This window comes from Cytobacillus sp. FSL R5-0377 (assembly GCF_038004385.1).
Lineage (GTDB): Bacteria > Bacillota > Bacilli > Bacillales > Cytobacillaceae > Cytobacillus.
Genome location: NZ_JBBORA010000001.1, coordinates 3,677,111 through 3,695,858 on the forward strand (window position 1 = coordinate 3,677,111; position 18,748 = coordinate 3,695,858).

Annotated in this window: 20 protein-coding genes and 1 other annotated feature (1 of these 21 only partly in view); of the genes, 19 read left to right on the forward strand and 1 reads right to left on the reverse strand. The window is 41.4% G+C overall.

Annotated features, from left to right (window positions below; all coding sequences use genetic code 11):
• The first annotated feature begins 6 nt into the window (after positions 1–6).
• The 4 genes from prmA to deoC all read left to right on the forward strand — a co-directional run bounded on the left by prmA (position 7) and on the right by deoC (position 4,208).
• The gene (prmA, locus tag NSQ49_RS18685; protein ID WP_159864933.1) at positions 7–945 is read left to right on the forward strand and encodes a 50S ribosomal protein L11 methyltransferase; all 939 of its coding nucleotides are present in this window, start codon (positions 7–9) and stop codon (positions 943–945) included.
• Between the two features lie 122 nt (positions 946–1,067).
• Positions 1,068–1,817, forward strand: coding sequence for a 16S rRNA (uracil(1498)-N(3))-methyltransferase (locus NSQ49_RS18690; RefSeq protein WP_251283721.1), 750 nt, complete (start codon positions 1,068–1,070; stop codon positions 1,815–1,817).
• 6 nt (positions 1,818–1,823) lie between these two features.
• Entirely contained in the window at positions 1,824–3,176 is a 1,353-nt protein-coding gene (gene mtaB, locus NSQ49_RS18695; protein ID WP_159864936.1) for a tRNA (N(6)-L-threonylcarbamoyladenosine(37)-C(2))-methylthiotransferase MtaB, read from the forward strand.
• 360 nt (positions 3,177–3,536) lie between these two features.
• Positions 3,537–4,208 (forward strand): deoxyribose-phosphate aldolase, encoded by a 672-nt coding sequence (deoC, locus tag NSQ49_RS18700; protein ID WP_159864939.1) that lies wholly within the window; start codon positions 3,537–3,539, stop codon positions 4,206–4,208.
• Positions 4,209–4,333: 125 nt separating this feature from the next.
• On the opposite strand, the gene NSQ49_RS18705 is transcribed toward deoC, so the two are convergent.
• Complete coding sequence (locus tag NSQ49_RS18705) at positions 4,334–5,254, reverse strand: Na/Pi symporter (RefSeq protein ID WP_251283672.1); 921 nt, start codon at positions 5,252–5,254, stop codon at positions 4,334–4,336.
• Between the two features lie 239 nt (positions 5,255–5,493).
• On the opposite strand from NSQ49_RS18705, the gene rpsU reads away from it, so the two are divergent.
• The 15 genes from rpsU (at position 5,494) to recO (ending at position 18,609) form a co-directional block, all read left to right on the forward strand.
• Positions 5,494–5,667 carry a 30S ribosomal protein S21 gene (rpsU, locus tag NSQ49_RS18710; protein WP_009333009.1) on the forward strand — a complete coding sequence of 58 codons (174 nt, stop codon included), beginning with the start codon at positions 5,494–5,496 and terminating at the stop codon, positions 5,665–5,667.
• A 15-nt stretch (positions 5,668–5,682) separates the two neighbouring features.
• Entirely contained in the window at positions 5,683–6,126 is a 444-nt protein-coding gene (locus NSQ49_RS18715; RefSeq protein WP_159864944.1) for a GatB/YqeY domain-containing protein, read from the forward strand.
• A 512-nt stretch (positions 6,127–6,638) separates the two neighbouring features.
• Positions 6,639–7,970 (forward strand): NfeD family protein, encoded by a 1,332-nt coding sequence (locus tag NSQ49_RS18720; RefSeq protein ID WP_251283673.1) that lies wholly within the window; start codon positions 6,639–6,641, stop codon positions 7,968–7,970.
• 20 nt (positions 7,971–7,990) lie between these two features.
• Complete coding sequence (gene floA / locus NSQ49_RS18725) at positions 7,991–8,989, forward strand: flotillin-like protein FloA (protein WP_159864950.1); 999 nt, start codon at positions 7,991–7,993, stop codon at positions 8,987–8,989.
• A 33-nt stretch (positions 8,990–9,022) separates the two neighbouring features.
• Positions 9,023–9,502 carry a hypothetical protein gene (locus NSQ49_RS18730; RefSeq protein WP_251283674.1) on the forward strand — a complete coding sequence of 160 codons (480 nt, stop codon included), beginning with the start codon at positions 9,023–9,025 and terminating at the stop codon, positions 9,500–9,502.
• Between the two features lie 62 nt (positions 9,503–9,564).
• On the forward strand, positions 9,565–9,855 hold the full coding sequence (gene yqfC, locus NSQ49_RS18735) for a sporulation protein YqfC (RefSeq protein WP_048010289.1): 291 nt from the start codon (positions 9,565–9,567) through the stop codon (positions 9,853–9,855).
• 18 nt (positions 9,856–9,873) lie between these two features.
• Positions 9,874–11,067: a sporulation protein YqfD gene (gene yqfD, locus NSQ49_RS18740; protein ID WP_251283675.1), complete on the forward strand. Its 1,194-nt coding sequence runs from the start codon at positions 9,874–9,876 to the stop codon at positions 11,065–11,067.
• Positions 11,064–12,026 (forward strand): PhoH family protein, encoded by a 963-nt coding sequence (locus NSQ49_RS18745; protein WP_159864959.1) that lies wholly within the window; start codon positions 11,064–11,066, stop codon positions 12,024–12,026. The genes yqfD and NSQ49_RS18745 overlap by 4 nt, the downstream gene beginning before the upstream one ends.
• A 230-nt stretch (positions 12,027–12,256) precedes the next feature.
• A complete protein-coding gene (locus NSQ49_RS18750) occupies positions 12,257–14,449 on the forward strand; it encodes an HD family phosphohydrolase (protein WP_159864962.1) in 2,193 nt (730 codons plus the stop codon).
• Complete coding sequence (gene ybeY, locus NSQ49_RS18755) at positions 14,446–14,916, forward strand: rRNA maturation RNase YbeY (protein ID WP_159864965.1); 471 nt, start codon at positions 14,446–14,448, stop codon at positions 14,914–14,916. Before NSQ49_RS18750 ends, ybeY begins: the two co-directional genes overlap by 4 nt.
• Positions 14,894–15,286, forward strand: a complete 393-nt coding sequence (locus NSQ49_RS18760) for a diacylglycerol kinase family protein (protein WP_251283676.1) — start codon at positions 14,894–14,896, stop codon at positions 15,284–15,286. Before ybeY ends, NSQ49_RS18760 begins: the two co-directional genes overlap by 23 nt.
• A gap of 933 nt (positions 15,287–16,219) precedes the next feature.
• Positions 16,220–16,618 carry a cytidine deaminase gene (locus tag NSQ49_RS18765; RefSeq protein ID WP_159864971.1) on the forward strand — a complete coding sequence of 133 codons (399 nt, stop codon included), beginning with the start codon at positions 16,220–16,222 and terminating at the stop codon, positions 16,616–16,618.
• Positions 16,611–17,525 (forward strand): GTPase Era, encoded by a 915-nt coding sequence (gene era / locus NSQ49_RS18770; RefSeq protein ID WP_159864974.1) that lies wholly within the window; start codon positions 16,611–16,613, stop codon positions 17,523–17,525. The genes NSQ49_RS18765 and era overlap by 8 nt, the downstream gene beginning before the upstream one ends.
• A gap of 157 nt (positions 17,526–17,682) precedes the next feature.
• Positions 17,683–17,826, forward strand: a complete 144-nt coding sequence (locus NSQ49_RS18775; RefSeq protein ID WP_009332996.1) for a YqzL family protein — start codon at positions 17,683–17,685, stop codon at positions 17,824–17,826.
• 30 nt (positions 17,827–17,856) lie between these two features.
• Positions 17,857–18,609: a DNA repair protein RecO gene (gene recO, locus NSQ49_RS18780; protein WP_251283677.1), complete on the forward strand. Its 753-nt coding sequence runs from the start codon at positions 17,857–17,859 to the stop codon at positions 18,607–18,609.
• A 71-nt stretch (positions 18,610–18,680) separates the two neighbouring features.
• Positions 18,681–18,748: a binding site (T-box leader), on the forward strand (it continues 115 nt past the right edge of the window).

The window sequence follows — 18,748 nt, forward strand, 5'->3', positions numbered from 1 at the left end:
GTAGTAGTGAAATGGTCAGAAATCAGTATTCATACTGCAAATGAAGCTGTTGAACCGATTTCGAATATTTTGCATGAAGCCGGAGCAAGCGGAGTTGTAATAGAGGATCCTTTAGAACTTGTAAAAGAAAGAAAGGATCAATTCGGTGAAATCTACCAGCTCAATCCGCAGGACTATCCTGAAGAAGGCGTAATTGTAAAAGCATACTTGCCAGTAAACAGTTTCCTTGGAGAAACAGTTGATGAAATAAAAGAAGCAATCAATAACCTCATTTTATTCAACATCGATATTGGTGCAAATAAAGTCAGTATCAGTGAGGTCAACGAGGAAGAATGGGCAACTGCCTGGAAAAAATATTATAACCCTGTAAAAATTTCAGAACGCTTTACTATTGTTCCGACATGGGAGGATTACACACCTGTCAGCAGTGATGAGCTCATCATAGAGCTTGACCCGGGCATGGCCTTTGGAACCGGAACTCACCCTACGACGGTAATGTGTATCCAGGCACTTGAAAGAACAGTAAAACAGGGCGATAAAGTTGTAGATGTAGGAACAGGATCGGGTGTCTTAAGCATTGCTGCAGCTATGCTGGGTGCCGGGAGGGTAAAAGCCCTGGATCTTGATGAAGTTGCAGTAAATTCAGCTAAGTTAAATATTAAGCTGAATAAAGTGCAGGATATAGTGGAAGTATCACAAGGAAACCTGCTTGATGGCGTAAGCAAGGGAGCAGATGTGGTCGTTGCCAACATCCTTGCAGAAGTGATTCTCCGCTTTACAGATGATGTTGCGTCAGTGGTAAGGGAAGGCGGATACTTCATTGCTTCAGGTATTATCCAGCAGAAGAAACAGGAAGTAAGAGATGCAATTTCCGCTGCAGGATTCGAAATAGAAGAGACCATACAAATGGAAGATTGGGTTGCCATTGTGGCAAAGAGAAAGTAGTTGTAAAGGCTCATGTTTCTAGAGGAACGGAGCCGGACATTTACCGGAAAAAGGGGGTAATGAACTTACCCTCCTTTTTACAGTTAAATGAACTTGGACAGGTTGGAAAGAGGGTGCCGATTGTGCAGCGGTATTTCACAGAAAATGCAGTTAAAGATAAGTACTTTCATATTATTGGGGAAGACCGTCATCATATAGTGAAGGTAATGCGGATGAAGGAAGGCGACAAAATCATCTGTGTCGATCCATCCCAAAATAGTGCACTTTGCACAATTGCAGAAATTACCGATGAACATGTGGCTGCAGAAGTTGTACAATGGATTGAAGGGTCTTCTGAGCTGCCTGCCGATATTACTATTGTGAGCGGACTGCCTAAAGGGGATAAGCTGGAGTGGATCATTCAAAAGGGCACTGAGCTTGGAGCGCGCTGTTTTATCCCTTTTACTTCAGCTCGTTCAGTAGTAAAATGGGATGCGAAGAAATCTGCGAAAAAAGCAGAGAGATGGCAGAAGATTGCTAAAGAAGCTGCTGAACAGTCACATAGGAGCATAGTGCCTGAAGTATATGCGCCGCTTGATTTAAAGTCATTGCTGAAAATATCAGCAGATTATTCATATAGATTGATTGCCTTTGAGGAAGAAGCAAAACAGGGAGAGGACTCTGTGCTTTATCAAACACTTTCTTCCATGAACAAAGGAGAATCCCTTTTAGTTGTATTCGGACCAGAAGGCGGTCTTGCAGATAATGAAGTTTCATTGCTGCTCGAAGCAGGCTTTCTTGCCTGCGGTTTGGGACCGCGTATTTTAAGGACAGAGACAGCGCCACTGTATTTGCTGTCAGCTGTTTCCTATCATTTTGAATTAATGGGGTGAATTTAAATGCCTGCAGTTGCATTTCATACACTTGGCTGTAAAGTCAATCATTACGAAACAGAAGCCATTTGGCAGCTGTTCAAAGAAGCTGGCTATGAACGGACAGACTTCGAATCTGTTTCAGATGTTTATGTAATAAATACATGTACGGTTACAAATACCGGTGATAAGAAAAGCCGCCAGGTAATCAGAAGGGCAATCAGAAAAAATCCTGATGCTGTTATCTGTGTAACGGGCTGTTATGCTCAAACATCACCTGCCGAAATCATGGCGATACCTGGAGTAGACATCGTTGTAGGGACTCAGGATCGAGTGAAAATGCTGGAATATATCGAGCAGTATAAACAAGAACGGCAGCCGATTAATGGCGTAGGAAACATCATGAAGAATCGTGTCTACGAAGAGCTTGATGTTCCCGCATTTACAGATCGGACACGTGCTTCCCTTAAAATTCAGGAAGGCTGCAATAATTTCTGTACATTCTGCATTATTCCCTGGGCGCGCGGCTTAATGAGATCCAGGGATCCGAAAGAAGTCATCCGCCAGGCTCAGCAGCTGGTTGATGCAGGCTATAAAGAAATCGTTCTGACTGGAATTCATACAGGCGGTTATGGCGAAGACATGAAAGATTACAATCTGGCTATGCTTCTTAAGGATTTGGAAGCTCAGGTAAAAGGGCTCAAACGTCTAAGAATCTCTTCTATTGAAGCCAGCCAAATTACCGATGAAGTCATTGAAGTTATGGATAAGTCCAAGGTCGTGGTAAGACACTTGCACATTCCTCTGCAGTCAGGCTCAAATACGGTTCTTAAAAGAATGCGCCGCAAATATACAATGGAGTTTTTTGCTGAGCGTCTCGATCGTTTGAAGGAAGCTCTTCCCGGTCTGGCTGTTACATCGGACGTTATTGTTGGCTTCCCGGGGGAAACAGAAGAAGAATTTATGGAAACCTACAACTTTATTAAAGAGCATAAATTTTCCGAGCTTCATGTATTCCCTTATTCAAAGCGAACAGGAACACCTGCGGCGAGAATGGACGATCAGATCGATGAAGAAGTCAAAAACGAGCGTGTTCATCGCCTGATTGCCCTTTCAGATCAGCTTGCAAAAGAATATGCATCTCAGTATGAAGGTGAAGTTCTGGAAGTGATCCCAGAGGAAAGCTTCAAGGAAAGCAGTGACAGCAATTTATTTGTCGGATACACTGACAATTACTTAAAAGTCGTCTTCCCTGCAACAGAAGAAATGGTCGGCCAGATTGTAAAAGTGAAAATTACCAAAGCTGGTTACCCATACAATGAAGGTCAGTTTGTAAGAGTCCTTGATGAATTGATCGAAACAGAAGAGGCGGCAGTTTAAAGGAATTACCTTAGGGTAGTTCCTTTTTTTGTCTGCCTTTGCAAGGATATTCTCTAAGTTGTTAGCAGCGGAAGGTATGGGAACTCCGAAGAGCATTTGCTTTCTTCGTGCCAACGCAATGAAAATAATTCGAGGCTATCCCGGGAGCAGCGGGACTGATGAACCCCCAAATTGGGGACAACATTAGATATAAGAGCTATATATATAAAATGAGCCTTTTTTATAATAAATTAATTAATATCTTTTGGGAAAACTACTTTCGAAAACGATTACAAAATATATAAATTGTGCTCGATATTTTATTATCTAAGTGATATTATGAAGAGGTACGTACAACTGTTTTTAAAAGGAGTAGTTAAAATGACAAATAACGTAGCAAAAATGATCGATCATACATTACTTAAAGCTGATGCAACTAAAGACCAAATAGAAAAAATTTGTGCAGAAGCTAAAGAGTATAATTTCGCGTCTGTTTGTGTTAATCCGGCATGGGTTAAACTTTCAAGCGACTTGCTTGGTGGAACCGAAGTGAAGGTCTGCACAGTAATCGGCTTCCCGCTGGGAGCTTCTACACCTGAAACAAAAGCATTTGAAACAAAGAATGCCATTGAAAACGGAGCAACAGAAGTAGATATGGTCATTAATATTGGCGCTTTAAAAGGCGGGGACAATGAACTTGTTGAACGTGACATCCGTGCGGTTGTTGATGCTGCAAAAGGAAAAGCATTAACCAAGGTGATTATCGAAACTTGCCTTCTAACTGAAGAAGAAAAAGTTAGAGCGTGTGAGCTATCTGTAAAAGCTGGTGCTGACTTTGTTAAAACATCTACAGGATTCTCAACAGGCGGAGCAACAGCTGAGGATATTGCTCTTATGAGAAAAACTGTAGGACCCGATATTGGCGTAAAAGCTTCGGGCGGAGTAAGAAGTGCAGATGATGCTCAGAAAATGATTGAAGCAGGTGCAACGAGAATTGGAGCAAGCTCTGGCGCTGCTATAGTCAACGGATTAACTAGCGATTCAGATTATTAAGAAAGGCAAAAGGTGCCCGCTTATGACCTTATGCAGGCCACGCTTTTCGCTGGACAGTAGTCAACATCTAAAATAATATATTTGCTATTAAAAATGCCGGGGGTATCCGGCATTTTTTTGCTTTTTTATCGGCCGTGCAGCCTGATGACGAATCTTCCAAACTGATTTGCAAATGGAAGAACAAGCAGTGAAGATATTACATTAAATAAGACACTAATATGTGCAAGCTGCACATCTGGAGAACCGGCTGCACTCTCTCCGAAGACAGCAAGGGAATGAATAAAAGGATAAAAGGCTGCGACACCTAAACAGTTCAGCCATATATGGGCAAAGGCGGTCAGCTTTGCTTCTTTTCCTGAACCTATCGATGCCAGATATGCATCTGCGCATGTGCCTATATTAGATCCAAGCATTATGGCAATGCCGGTATCCAAATCCATTGCGCCAGCTGTTAAAAATCCCATAATAATGCCGGTGGTTGCTGTGCTTGATTGAATGATCGCCGTAATCACAATTCCGGCAGCCGCAGCGAACATATAATTCCCATCCAAAGTAAGCAGCCAGTGGTTAACCATTTCATTATCTTTTACAGTACCGGCAAGATATTCAAAACCCCGCATTGCTGTAAAAACCGCTGATAAACCAAGCAATGCCAGACCGGAGCTCCGCAAGCTCTTATTCTTCAGTACAGCCATGATGCTTCCGGCGCCAGCCAGCGGAATAATGTACGATTCAATATTAAATGTGATTAATTCTGTCGTAAACGTCGTACCTATGTTGGTTCCCAATATGATGCCGATCGTCTGGGGAAAAGTCAGCATCCGTGCAGAAACCATTCCAATTGTTATGATCATTACAGCTGAACTGCTCTGCAGGACAGCTGTGACGATTGTGCCGATAACAGTGCCTTTCCAAGGTGAATCTGTCATAACTGCCAGCCAATTCTTTAAGGAACCGGCAGATAAATTAAATAGGCCTGATCGCAAAAGTGTCATACCATAAATAAATAACCCGATTAGCAGAAAAAATAATAAAAGCTGGACCAAGCAGCATTCACCCCCTACTTTTAATACTATGGGACAGCCTGCCGGGACATGCTTATGTGCGAAAAATTGTTTAGCTTGTCAGGAATGGGGTACTAAATAAGCACAATCTAATAAAAATCAATCCCGCAGCAGGCTAAATACTGTTGACCTTGATAAGCTGTTATATTATAATTGCAAGGTACATGGAATAAACCATGTTGTTGATGTAAGTGTGTTGTGCTCGGAGGGAGGGAAAGAGAATGTCTAAAACCGTCGTTCGTAAAAACGAATCGCTTGAAGATGCTCTTCGTCGCTTCAAACGTTCAGTATCAAAAACTGGTACTTTGCAGGAAGCAAGAAAGCGCGAATTCTACGAAAAACCTAGTATTAAACGTAAGAAAAAGTCTGAGGCTGCTAGAAAGCGTAAGTGGTAAGAGAGGGTGTATGTAATGAGTCTTCTCGAGCGTTTAAATGAAGATATGAAACAAGCGATGAGGAATAAAGAAAAAGAAAAGCTTACTGTTATTCGTATGATTAAAGCTTCGCTTCAAAATGAAGCAATCAAGCTTGGTAAAGATCTTACTGAAGATCAGGAGCTAACTGTCCTTTCTCGCGAAGTTAAACAACGCAAGGATTCCCTCCATGAATTTGAAAAAGCAGGTCGTGAAGATCTTGTTGAAAAAATTCGTACTGAACTTCAGTATGTCGAATTATATATGCCAAAACAGCTCTCTGAAGAGGAAGTTTCAAAAATTGTGGCAGAAACAGTTGCAGAAACAGGTGCTTCTTCAAAAGCTGATATGGGAAAAGTGATGGCTGCTATCATGCCTAAGGTAAAAGGCAAAGCAGATGGTTCACTTATAAATAAACTTGTACAACAACACCTTTCATAAAACTTTGCATTAAAAGACCGAAAGCCATTGGCTGACGGTCTTTTTTACTTTTTTGCCCAGCAATGTGCTGATGTAATGAATTCCATTCGTTTCTGGGTTATACTAAAATTGGATAAGTTTTTGAAATTAGAAATTATCAAAAAGGCTTTTTTCGCAAAGTTTGTTGGTATTTGAATTGTATTTACTGAGTTGATTGTAGCGGAAGGTGGGTGAACCTCGAAAATGCATGCGCATTTTCTTCGTGCGGTGTGTACTAAAGGAAGCATATTCAATGTCCTGCGGGAGTAGCGGGACAGGTGAGACCCCGCAGACGCGTAGCGTCGAGGAGGCTCGGGCGCCCGCCCTGCAGAACGCTTGAGCATCCCTTCGCTGCAATCAACGGAAAACATTGATAAGCGAAAAACAACAATTCATACGAAAAGAGCCATCAAAAAAATAAAAATGAAACTTTTTAATGATTCAATCGTAAATACATATTAGAAGTCATTTTACGGATAAAGGGGGGAAGGTTTTTGATTGCCAGAAGAGCAATAACCGCCTTTTCATTGTTTTTTGCTCTGCTGCTGCTGGTAAGCCCTTTTCAAGGAAAAGCAGATAATGATAAAGTGCTGATTGTTCCAATTGAAGAAACGGTTGAAAAAGGGCTATATGCATTTTTAAGCAGGGCGGTGAAAACAGCTGAAGAAGAAAATGCATCAGCCATAATATTTGAAATAAATACACCTGGAGGGGCAGTGGATGCAGCCGGTCAAATTGGCAAGCTGTTAACCTCTACAAATGTAAAAACAATTTCTTTTGTCAATAAGCAGGCCTTATCTGCAGGTGCGTATATAGCTTTAAATACGGATGAAATATACATGGTGCCCGGATCAACAATGGGGTCAGCCGCAATTATTGACCAACAGGGAAATACGGCTGGCAAGAAAGCAGAGTCATACTGGTTTGCGGCAATGCAGAGTGCAGCCTCACAAACTGACAGAGATCCTCTTTATGCCCTTGCTATGGCAGATGAATCGGTAGACCTGCCTGAATTGGGGGCACCGAAAGGAAAGCTTCTTACTCTCACAGCTAAACAGGCTGAACAGGTAGGCTATTCGGAAGGCACGGTGGATTCTCGGGCGGAATTACTGGAAGTGCTCGGATTTGAAGAAGCTAATATACAGATAATTGATGAAAGCTTTGCGGAAAAGATAGCCCGTTTTATTACCCATCCTTTAGTCATCCCAATTCTATTATCTATTGGAAGCCTAGGGCTGGTTCTGGAGCTTTATTCACCGGGTTTCGGCATCCCTGGATTAATGGGATTATCATCCCTGCTTTTGTTCTTTTATGGTCATATGGTAGCCGGACTGGCAGGATATGAGACTTTAATTCTTTTTGTAATAGGGATTGGATTAATCATAGCCGAGTTTTTCCTTCCTGGAGGAATTGCAGGAATAGCCGGTGTCGCTGCAATACTCGGGAGCCTTTTCCTGGCTTCTGATAATGTGGCCCATATGGGAATGTCTATTTTAATTGCTATAGGTGTTTCAATATTGGCATCTATATTAATGATAAAGGTGTTTGGTAAAAAGATGAAATTCTTTAAAAAAATTATATTGACCGATAGCACCAATACTGAAAAAGGGTATATTTCAAACAAGAGCAGGCTAGAACTGATAGGCCTTGAGGGTTACGCACTCACTGCTCTTAGGCCTTCAGGCACTGTAGTTATAGGGGATGAAAGAATTGACGTTGTCAGTGAGGGAGCTTTTATCCTTAAAGGGGCAAAAGTAAAAGTTGTTAAAGCTGAAGGATCGCGTATTGTTGTCAGAGAAATATCTAATCTTGATTTAGATAAATAAAATCATCAGGAGGTAAAGTTATGTTAGAAGCAGGAACAGTAGCAATATTGGTTGCCGTTGTTCTCGGTATTATATTACTGGGGATATTATTCACATTTGTACCGGTTATGCTGTGGATATCAGCATTGGCAGCTGGAGTCAGAGTCAGTATCTTTACATTAATTGGAATGCGGCTCCGCCGGGTAATCCCAAGCCGTGTTATTAACCCGTTAATCAAAGCTCACAAGGCGGGACTTGAAGTAACAACAAATCAGCTGGAGAGCCATTACCTGGCAGGAGGAAATGTTGATAGAGTAGTCAATGCATTAATTGCAGCACATCGTGCAAATATTGATTTAAGCTTTGAACGCAGTGCAGCCATTGACCTGGCAGGGCGTGACGTTTTAGAAGCAGTTCAAATGAGTGTTAATCCAAAAGTAATTGAAACTCCTTTTATTGCCGGTGTGGCGATGGATGGTATTGAAGTAAAGGCTAAAGCGCGAATCACAGTCCGGGCCAATATTGACCGTCTGGTCGGAGGTGCGGGTGAGGAAACAATCGTGGCACGTGTCGGTGAGGGGATTGTCTCTACAATCGGTTCGCAGACAGATCACAAGAAAGTACTTGAAAATCCGGATATGATTTCTCAGACTGTTCTTTCAAAAGGTCTGGATGCAGGCACTGCTTTTGAAATTCTGTCGATTGATATAGCAGATGTGGATATCGGCAAAAATATTGGTGCAGAACTGCAGACTGAACAGGCTGAAGCAGACAAGAAGATTGCCCAGGCCAAAGCGGAGGAAAGGCGTGCAATGGCCGTTGCTCAGGAACAGGAAATGAAAGCCCGTGTTGAAGAAATGAGAGCGAAGGTTGTGGAAGCAGAGGCACAAGTGCCGCTTGCTATGTCAGAAGCTCTCCGTTCCGGAAATATCGGGGTAATGGACTATATGAATATCCAAAACATCTCGGCAGATACCGAAATGAGAGATTCAATTGGCAATATGAGTGATGACGGCAAAAATGGCCGTAAAAATGACTAATGATCCCATATTGGGAGAAGGGAGGAAACTCTCTTGGAATTTTTATTGGAGAATCCTTTTATTCTCATTGCTATAATCGCCTTCATTTCCTCCTTTTTCAAAAAAAAGAAGGAGGAAAAGCCTGTTAAACAGGCTCCCCGTTCAGCTCGGCAGGAGAATCGGACACAGGCAGAAAGAACTGCTGCAGATCCTGTAATGGCTGAAGTGCTGGAAGAGGAAAAAAGGAAGATGGAAGAGAAGTCCAGAAGAATAGCGGAAGAATACAGGCAGCGTAAACAACATGCAGAACAAAGTATGAAGGCTCTCCAGAATCAGCAGAGAGCTGCTGAAAGAAAAGCAAGTGCAATATCGAAAACCGCTGCCGATATATCAGCAGGATACCCTGCGGAAGCCTCAGGAGCCGGAAAATTCGAGCCTCGGAAACAGGCGCTGGTTGACGGAATTATCTGGTCTGAAATTCTTGGACCGCCAAGGTCAAAAAATCCTCACAGGTCCCTTAACCGAAAGCGGTAAAAAATAAGTGCTAGAACCTTCGTTCATTTCATAAATATGAGATGAAAGGGGGTTCTTTTTTTATGGCAAAAAAGTGGGGACAATTCGTCCGCGGCTGGATGACTAAAAATATGGAGCTTCCTCAAGATGTCATGATGGACCTGCCCCGCATTACAATGATTGGGCAAATCCATATCTATATAGAAAATCACAGGGGATTACTGGCTTTTTCAGATAAGGAATTAAGACTGCTTCTAAAGCAGGGACAGCTATTAATAAGAGGGAAAGCCTTCGTCATAAAAACGATATTGCCCGAAGAAATCTTGCTAGAGGGAAAAGTTGATTCAGTAACTTATATTACAGACACTGATTAAGAATTCAGGGGGAAGGAAATGAAGAACCAGTGGATTGAATTTTATAGGGGCCTCGTAACAGTAAAAGCAAGCGGAAAAGGAATAGAGAGATTTATTAATACACTTACCCGGAGCGGCATCAATATCTGGAATGTGAAGAATCATGGAACACAATCAGTCTCCTTCAAAATGAAATTGGCTGATGCAAAAAAAATAAGGAGCCACGCCAGGAACAGCGATTGCAAAATCGAGTTCCTGCAGCGGGCAGGAGCACCATTCCTTATGAAAAGGCTGCTGAAAAACAGCGGATTTGCAGCTGGTGGCCTCGCATTTTTTGCTGTCATTCTCCTTTTATCCAATATGGTTTGGGGCATACAGATTAAGGGGGCAAATCCTGCAACTGAATATCAGATTATTAAAGAATTGGACAGGATGGGGGTTAAAAAAGGAAAGCTGCAGTTTTTTGTAGAGAACGTGGAGTCTATTCAGCGGACACTTTCCAACAATATTGAGGCAATCACCTGGGTTGGCGTGGAGTTAAAAGGGACAACCTACCATTTACAGGTAGTTGAGAAAAATGAACCTGAGAAACCCGAGTATTTAAGCCCGCGTCATCTGGTAGCAAAGAAGAAAGCTGTCATTGTAGATATGTTTGTTGAAGAAGGCCGTCCGGTTGTCGATATTCACGATCATGTTCAGCCGGGCCAGCTTTTAGTCTCCGGGATAATTGGGAAAGAAGGACAAACAGAGACTGTTCCTTCAAAAGGAGAGGTTTTCGGGGAGACATGGTATAAATCTGAAGTTATTCTACCGCTTAAGAGCACCTTTAAGGTCTTCAGCGGCAATGAAAAAGTTAAGCATGCCATCACAATCGGAAATCTTGAGATTCCTATATGGGGATTTGGAAAACCGGAGTTTGAGGAGTATGAAATAGAGGAAAATGAGAAAGAAGTAAAATTCCTTAAATGGAAACTGCCTGTTTCATACGTAAATAAGACATTCCGTGAAAGAGAGCAAGTCACGAGAATATATTCTAATAAAGAGGCTTTTCAAGCTGCGAAAGATTTGGCAAGAAAAAAAATAAAAAGCAGCTTAGATGAAAATGCTAAGGTTAAGGGAGAAAAAGTTTTGCACCAATCAATTGACAATGGTAAAGTAACTATAGCAATACATTTCCAAATTATTGAGAATATTGCAGAAGGACAACCAATTATTCAAGGAGATTCGGAATGACAGAAGACTTGAAAACAATGAACCTGCAGCTTGAAGATCCTAATGAAGCCATTGCATTATTAGGCAATTCAGATGCAAACCTGAAAATTATTGAGCAAGAACTGAATGTTTCCATAGTAACCAGGGGAGAATCCGTTTATGTGTCTGGTGAAATGGACAAGGTAGAACTGGCTGGAAAGGTTCTGGATAAACTGCTTTATGTAATCCGGAAAGGAATAAATATAAGCCAGAGAGATGTTATGTATGCTCTTCAAATGGCTAACAAGGGAACACTAGAGTATTTCAGTGATTTATACGAAGAAGAAATCACAAAAAATGCAAAAGGAAAGTCTATTCGTGTTAAGACATTAGGACAGCGTCAATACATTCATGCAATCCGCCAAAATGACCTGGTTTTTGGCATAGGACCAGCAGGAACAGGAAAAACGTATTTGGCAGTTGTCATGGCTGTTAATGCTTTGAAAAATGGGAATGTGAAAAGAATCATTCTTACCCGTCCTGCCGTCGAAGCCGGTGAAAGCCTTGGCTTTCTGCCGGGGGATTTGAAGGAGAAAGTCGATCCTTACTTACGGCCTCTATATGATGCTTTGCATGATATATTAGGTGCTGAGCACACACAAAGAATGATTGAAAGAGGCACGATTGAAATTGCACCGCTGGCTTATATGCGCGGAAGGACATTAGATGATGCCTTTGTCATTCTTGATGAAGCGCAAAATACAACTCAGGCGCAGATGAAGATGTTTCTGACGAGGCTGGGCTTTAGTTCAAAAATGATTATTACCGGAGACAGAACACAGGTTGACCTTCCAAAGGGTGCAAAATCAGGCCTGATCGCAGCAGAAGACATACTCAAGGGTGTAAGCGGGCTTTCATTCGTTCATTTGGAACAAAGCGATGTTGTGCGGCATCCGCTTGTAGCCAGGATTATTCAGGCATACCAAAAAGAAGATAGTTAATGAACCTGTGAGCCGCCGTTTTTGGCGGTTTTTTCTATGATTGATAAAATAGGGAATTAATTACTATGGAATTATTTGCTATTAATGAATTGTTTAGGTAACCTGTTATTAGATAGGCCATTTTTCATTAGTGAAAACCATCAGAAAAACTGTTATGATTTTACATAATTAATGATTAATGCTAATTAAAGTGTAATAGAAGTTTTTTACCCAGGACAGGAGGGGTAAAGGTGCCAAATCTTCAGCAAAGTATGATTACAATCAGAAATTTGCTTAATATGACTTTTTTTCGTGTTCTCTTATTTGTTCTATTGGGAGTTGCTATGTATTTTTCCATGTATAGCAATGTGAAGCCTGAAAAGCTCGATTTAAGTCTATTCTCTGTCGCAGAACAGACAATAAGGTCACCCATAACCATAGAGGATAAGGCAAGTACAGAAAGAAAGAGAAAAGAAGCAGAAAATAATGTGAAGGATATTTACGTTGTAAAAAAAGAGATTGCACAAAACCGAGTCGATCTGGTTACCTCCATCTTCGGATCCGTTTCGGAAGTGAATGAAGAAGTAAAAGAAGAGATGGAAGAGAAAAAGAAGGGTGCCGGAAATGAATCCGGCAAAGAGGTAGAGGCACCAGACCCTTCTGCCCCTAATCCTGAAGACAAATTGACCATGGTTAAAGAAAAACTCACTGATGACGTAACACGTGAAGTATCTGATAGTGTCTTCCTTGCTTTGCTTCAGGCAAAGGAGGGGGAGCTGAGTATAGCGAAAGACCTTACTGTTACTGCCATCAATAAAATCATGAATAATGAAATTCCGGCTGAACAGGTGGAGAACGCAAAGAAGCGTGTTGAAGAAGAACTGAAGTTTACCAGCTTAAATTCAGATTTAAAAAAAGCAGCAATAGAGCTTGGGCGCTATGCGGTATATCAAAATCAATTTTATGATCCAGCAGCTACGGAAGAAATGCGGCAGCAGACCATTGAAAGTGTCGAGCCAGTCAAAATCCTTCAGGGGCAGATCATTGTTGAAGAAAACCAGCTGATCAGCAGGGACATTTACAGACAGCTTGAACTAGTAGGACTTATTGACAGTGTTAATTCGATTCAGCCTTTTATCGGCTTATCTCTAATCATTGTCATTGTTTTATCAGCCCTTTACTATTATTTCCATGAATTGAATGTGCAGCAGGATTTAAAGCAAAGCTATTTATTGCTGTTCAGCCTTGTTTTTATCCTATCGATATTGCTTATGAAGGTCATAAGTCTGTTCCAATATGCTGATTACTCAGAGATAGGATATATTTACCCGGCAGCTATGGGAGCTATGCTGATCAAAATACTGATTGATGAAAAGCTTGCGATGTATTACACCATTATTATGGCTATCAGTGGAAGCATCATTTTTAATGAAGGTGTTACTGGAACATTCCAGCTGACATCAGCTATTTATATACTTTGCAGCGGCTTGGCGGCCATATTGTTTTTGACAAAGCAGAATCGCCGTTCCAAAATATTGCAGGCTGGTTTATTCGTAACTGCAGTTAACATACTTGTTATCTTTTCTTTGCTTTTCCTAAGAAATGGCCACTATGAGACAATTGAATATGGGTTTTACTTTATAATAGCTCTGATTTCAGGTATTTCGTCAGCAGTCCTGGCGATTGGCCTGCTGCCTTATTTTGAGGCAGGATTTGGGATACTGTCTACTATGAGGCTGATTGAACTTTCCAATCCGAATCACCCTTTGCTGAGAAAGATACTTACTGAAGCTCCGGGCACCTACCATCATAGCGTAATGGTTGCAAATCTTTCCGAGTCAGCATGTGAAGCTATTGGGGCAAATGGGCTTTTGGCAAGGGTGGGCTGTTATTATCACGATATCGGCAAAACAAAACGGCCGCAATTTTTTATTGAGAACCAGGTGAATATTGAAAATCCACATGACCGGCTTCCTCCTCAGACCAGTAAGAATATTATTATCGCCCATGCCGCAGATGGAGCTGAAATGCTGAGAAAGCATAAGATGCCTAAGGAAATAGTGGATATTGCCGAACAGCATCATGGAACCACCTTGCTGAAATATTTTTATTACAAAGCAAAACAGAATGGACTTGAGGTAAAAGAAGAAGACTACCGCTATCCGGGGCCAAAACCTCAATCAAAAGAGTCTGCAGTCATTGGCATTGCGGATAGTGTAGAAGCTGCAGTCCGTTCTATGGCGCATCCTACAACAGAGCAAATAGAGGATTTGGTAAAGAAGATAATCGCAGACAGGCTTCAGGATGGACAGCTGAACGAATGTGATTTAACCTTAAAAGAGCTGGAAACCGTTTCACAATCGTTCTGTGAAACGTTAAACGGAATTTTCCATTCACGTATTGAGTATCCTGAAATGACTAAACAGAAGGTGAAACAGGCATGATTTTAAGTATTGATTTTTTGGACGAAACAAATGAGCTTCAGGAAAGTGATATAGCGAAAATTGAAGAGCTAATTACCTTTGCGGCCTCAAAAGAATCTGTGGAGCCCGAAAGTGAAGTATCCATCACTTTTGTGACCAATGAGCGCATCCGCGAAATCAACAGAGAGTACCGGGATAAAGATCGGCCGACAGATGTTATTTCCTTCGCGATGGAAGAGCTGGGGGAAGGTGAAATTGAACTGGTTGGTGCTGATATGCCGCGGATCCTCGGAGATATTATTATCTCCACCGCGAAGGCTAAGGAACAGGCTGAAGAGTATGGACATTCTTTTATCAGGGAGCTTGGCTTTTTGGCGGTCCATGGCTTCCTTCATCTTCTTGGCTATGATCATGAAAACCCGGAAGACGAGAAAAAAATGTTTTCCCGCCAGAAGGATATACTGGATGAATTCGGGCTCACGAGATAAAAAGGTCCGAAAACACAGTGTCCTAAAATCCTTTGCGTTTGCTTTTTCCGGAATTAGAACAGCGTTATTTAATGAAAGGAATCTGCAGATACACTTGGCAGTAGCCGTTGCAGTGATTTTCTTTGGTGGTTACTTTGGCATTTCCCGGCTTGAATGGATAATCATTATTCTGGCCATCGGTGGCATGCTATCACTCGAATTGCTGAATACAGCAATTGAGCGGGCAGTGGATCTGGCAACCGAAGATTATCACCCCTTGGCAAAACAGGCAAAGGATATTGCCGCTGGAGCAGTGCTGGTATTTGCCATTGTAAGTATAATTGTAGGCGGAATTATATTCCTGCCAAAAATTTTTATATTTTTGCAGTAATGGGAAGCTGTCCAAAGGGACAGCTTTACTTTTTTTAAAAGCCTGTTTTCTTAATGTTTGATGTTATTCCTAACCTATTTTAATTTGCTGAGCTGATCTTCGCTGTGGGCACTTGATCCTCGAAAATGCTGACGCATTTCCTTCGAGCGGTGTTCATTCGAGGGAGCTTATTCAATGTCCTGCGGGAGGAGGGAAGTGTGAGACCCCGAAGGCGAAGCCGAGGAGGCTCGCATTCCTCCCCGCGGGTTCGCTGCGTGCCTTTCGCTGCAATCAACGGGCAGAATTCATAGACAACAGACAACAATCTTTTAGTAAAGAAAGCTACTTTAGCAAGGTAGGCTGCAAGTTGAATATATTGATTGGATTGCAGGAAAGTGCGAGATCTTCTATAATGCCTGCGCATTTTCTTAGTGTGGTCTTTACTCAAGGAAGCGTATTCAGCGCCCAAAGGGACAGAAGAACCCCCGCAGACGTACAGAATCGACTGTTTCACCGCCAGCCCCGCTGAAGACTTGAACATTCTGAATCGGAAATAACCGGGCAGCATTTAAGTGAAACAAAGCGATATTTGAAAACAGCCATTCATATAAAGACTTACAGCAAGCCCCTGATAAATTCAGTGCCTGAATTTGAAAACGTTCACTGAATCAGCTAAAATGACAGAACAGCAATAAATTTCACAGGCTTGGAGAAATAGCCCATATAGAAAACCAGCCCATAAAATTTAATCTGTCTGCTTATTTTTAGAAAATTCAATTTTTTTATTACGTTTTTGCTACAAACGATGAAAATCAAAGTAAAATGTTGTAAAATAAAAGAGAAGCGGCTGCTTTTTTACAGAAATAGCTTAGAAGGCCCCGTGGTTCATAATTTCTATCCAGGTTTTGATGTCTCGGGGAGCAGCTCCGTTTTACTTGAAAGGAAGAAATATTTGTGAATAATGATCAACTAATTCAAGAAGCAAAGATTGCAAGAGATAGAGCATATGTGCCATATTCAAAATTCAAAGTGGGAGCTGCGCTATTAAGCAGTGACGGACAGGTTTTTCACGGCTGCAATATAGAAAATGCAGCGTACAGCATGTGTAATTGCGCTGAAAGGACTGCGCTTTTCAAAGCGTATTCTGATGGAGTAAAAAGCTTTTCAGCTATTGCTGTTATTGCTGACACAGACCGTCCTGTTCCCCCATGCGGTGCATGCAGACAGGTAATATCCGAACTATGTCCGCCAGAAATGAAAGTTGTTTTAACCAACTTAAAAGGGGATATTAAAGAATTAACAGTTGCAGAATTACTGCCAGGAGCATTTTCACCGGAGGATTTACATGAATAATACACAAAAAGGACACAAATCAGGTTTTATTTCCATAATCGGCAGACCAAACGTAGGAAAATCAACGTTCTTAAATCGCGTAATTGGGCAGAAAATTGCCATTATGAGTGATAAGCCGCAAACAACCCGCAACAAAGTTCAGGGTGTCCTGACTACTAATGACGCACAATTTATTTTTATTGATACGCCAGGAATTCATAAGCCAAAGCATAAACTGGGAGACTTTATGATGAAAGTTGCCCAAAACACTCTAAAAGAAGTGGATGTCATCCTGTTTATGGTAAATGCCCAGGAAGGCTTTGGACGCGGTGAAGAATTCATACTTGAGAAATTTCAGTCAGTCCGAACACCCATTTTCCTTGTAATCAATAAGATTGACCAGGTACATCCTGATGAACTGCTTAAAATTATTGAGTCTTACAAGGAAAAGTACGATTTCAGCGAAATTATCCCCATTTCTGCGTTAGAAGGCAATAATGTAGAGACGCTGTTAGGACAGATTAAAAAATATATTCCCGAGGGGCCGCAGTTTTATCCTGCTGATCAAGTAACAGATCACCCAGAGAGATTTATTGTTTCCGAACTGATCAGGGAAAAAGCCCTGCATTTAACAAGGGAGGAAATACCGCACTCGCTGGCTGTAACTATTGATAAGATGGAGCGCCGCGAAGACAAGGATGTTGTTCATGTCATGGCTACGATCATTGTGGAACGTGACTCCCAAAAAGGCATAGTGATTGGAAAGCAAGGGAAAATGCTTAAGGAAATCGGAAAAAGAGCAAGGGTGGATATTGAAAATCTTCTTGGATCACAGGTTTTTCTAGAGCTTTGGGTTAAAGTTCAGAAAGACTGGCGCAATAAAATGTCTCAGCTCCGCGATTTTGGCTTCCGTGAAGATGAGTACTGAACCAGCCCTAATTAAAGTATTATCCATTTCTGGTTTATATGCATACAGGTTATTGACAATATTTTCGTCTCATGATTTTACAAAGACAGGCTATGATATAGATAAATGTATTGGGATAAAGAATTGCTAGTTGAATAACTGAAAGGTGGGGTTTTCGATGATGGATTTTACCTGGAGAGTGTTTTCCCAGACAGGAAATATTGACACATATCTTCTCTTCAAGGAGCTAGAAAAGGAAACTCAGGATATACCCGGCAGCAATGATGAAGAGCTAGCAGAAGCTGATTTTCCCATCTCATAGGTTTGTCGAAAGACAGGGATGGTGTCACGGTTGCTTGATAAATGTGAAGGCATCGTCATCAGGACAACTAATTACAGTGAAACAAATAAAATTGTTACTTTATATACCCGTGAATGGGGAAAAGTTGGTGTGATGGCACGAGGAGCGAAAAAGCCGAACAGCAGACTTGCTGCTGTCACCCAGCTTTTTACATACGGAAACTTTTTAGTTCAGCGTGGAAGCGGTCTGGGCACCCTGAAGCAGGGTGATATGATTTCATCCATGAGATCAATTAAAGAAGATATTTTTCTGACTGCTTATGCAAGCTATATTGTCGATTTGACTGATAAAAGCAGTGAGGATAAGAAGCCTAACCCATTTTTGTTTGAATTGCTGCATCAAACGCTAAATTTAATAAATGAGGGATATGATCCGGAAATTCTCACCAATATTTATGAAATGAAAATGCTGAATGGTCTGGGTTTATATCCTGTTCTGGATCAATGTACTGTCTGCGGAAGCACTGACGGGCATTTTGTATTTTCAATCCGGGAAAACGGACTCATTTGCCACCGCTGTCTTGACAGGGATCCTTATCATTATAAGGTATCACAGGCGACCATTAAGCTGCTGCGCCTGTTTTATTTTTTTGACTTGTCCAGGCTTGGCAATATTTCTGTTAAGCCCGAAACCAAGGCTGAATTGAAAAAGATTATCTCTGCTTATTATGAAGAGTATTCCGGCTTATCCCTTAAGACTAAAAAGTTTCTTAATCAAATGGATAAGTTTAATGATCTTATGTAAAGCGTTCCCTTGGCTTTTTGCTTAAGATTGACAATCCAAGGTGATTCCGCTATGATTCAAATTAATAAAATATTATTGCAGTGAAGGAGAAGAGTACTTAACTTTTTTCATTAAAGCGAACCCGGGACAGTGGAAGCCG

Coding starts and splice junctions, on each gene's coding strand:
- mtaB (WP_159864936.1), top strand. CDS start 1,824: ATGCCTGCAGTTGCATTTCATACACTTGGCTGTAAAGTCAATCATTAC.
- deoC (WP_159864939.1), top strand. CDS start 3,537: ATGACAAATAACGTAGCAAAAATGATCGATCATACATTACTTAAAGCT.
- rpsU (WP_009333009.1), top strand. CDS start 5,494: ATGTCTAAAACCGTCGTTCGTAAAAACGAATCGCTTGAAGATGCTCTT.
- NSQ49_RS18715 (WP_159864944.1), top strand. CDS start 5,683: ATGAGTCTTCTCGAGCGTTTAAATGAAGATATGAAACAAGCGATGAGG.
- floA (WP_159864950.1), top strand. CDS start 7,991: ATGTTAGAAGCAGGAACAGTAGCAATATTGGTTGCCGTTGTTCTCGGT.
- yqfC (WP_048010289.1), top strand. CDS start 9,565: ATGGCAAAAAAGTGGGGACAATTCGTCCGCGGCTGGATGACTAAAAAT.
- yqfD (WP_251283675.1), top strand. CDS start 9,874: ATGAAGAACCAGTGGATTGAATTTTATAGGGGCCTCGTAACAGTAAAA.
- NSQ49_RS18745 (WP_159864959.1), top strand. CDS start 11,064: ATGACAGAAGACTTGAAAACAATGAACCTGCAGCTTGAAGATCCTAAT.
- ybeY (WP_159864965.1), top strand. CDS start 14,446: ATGATTTTAAGTATTGATTTTTTGGACGAAACAAATGAGCTTCAGGAA.
- NSQ49_RS18760 (WP_251283676.1), top strand. CDS start 14,894: ATGAATTCGGGCTCACGAGATAAAAAGGTCCGAAAACACAGTGTCCTA.
- era (WP_159864974.1), top strand. CDS start 16,611: ATGAATAATACACAAAAAGGACACAAATCAGGTTTTATTTCCATAATC.
- NSQ49_RS18775 (WP_009332996.1), top strand. CDS start 17,683: ATGATGGATTTTACCTGGAGAGTGTTTTCCCAGACAGGAAATATTGAC.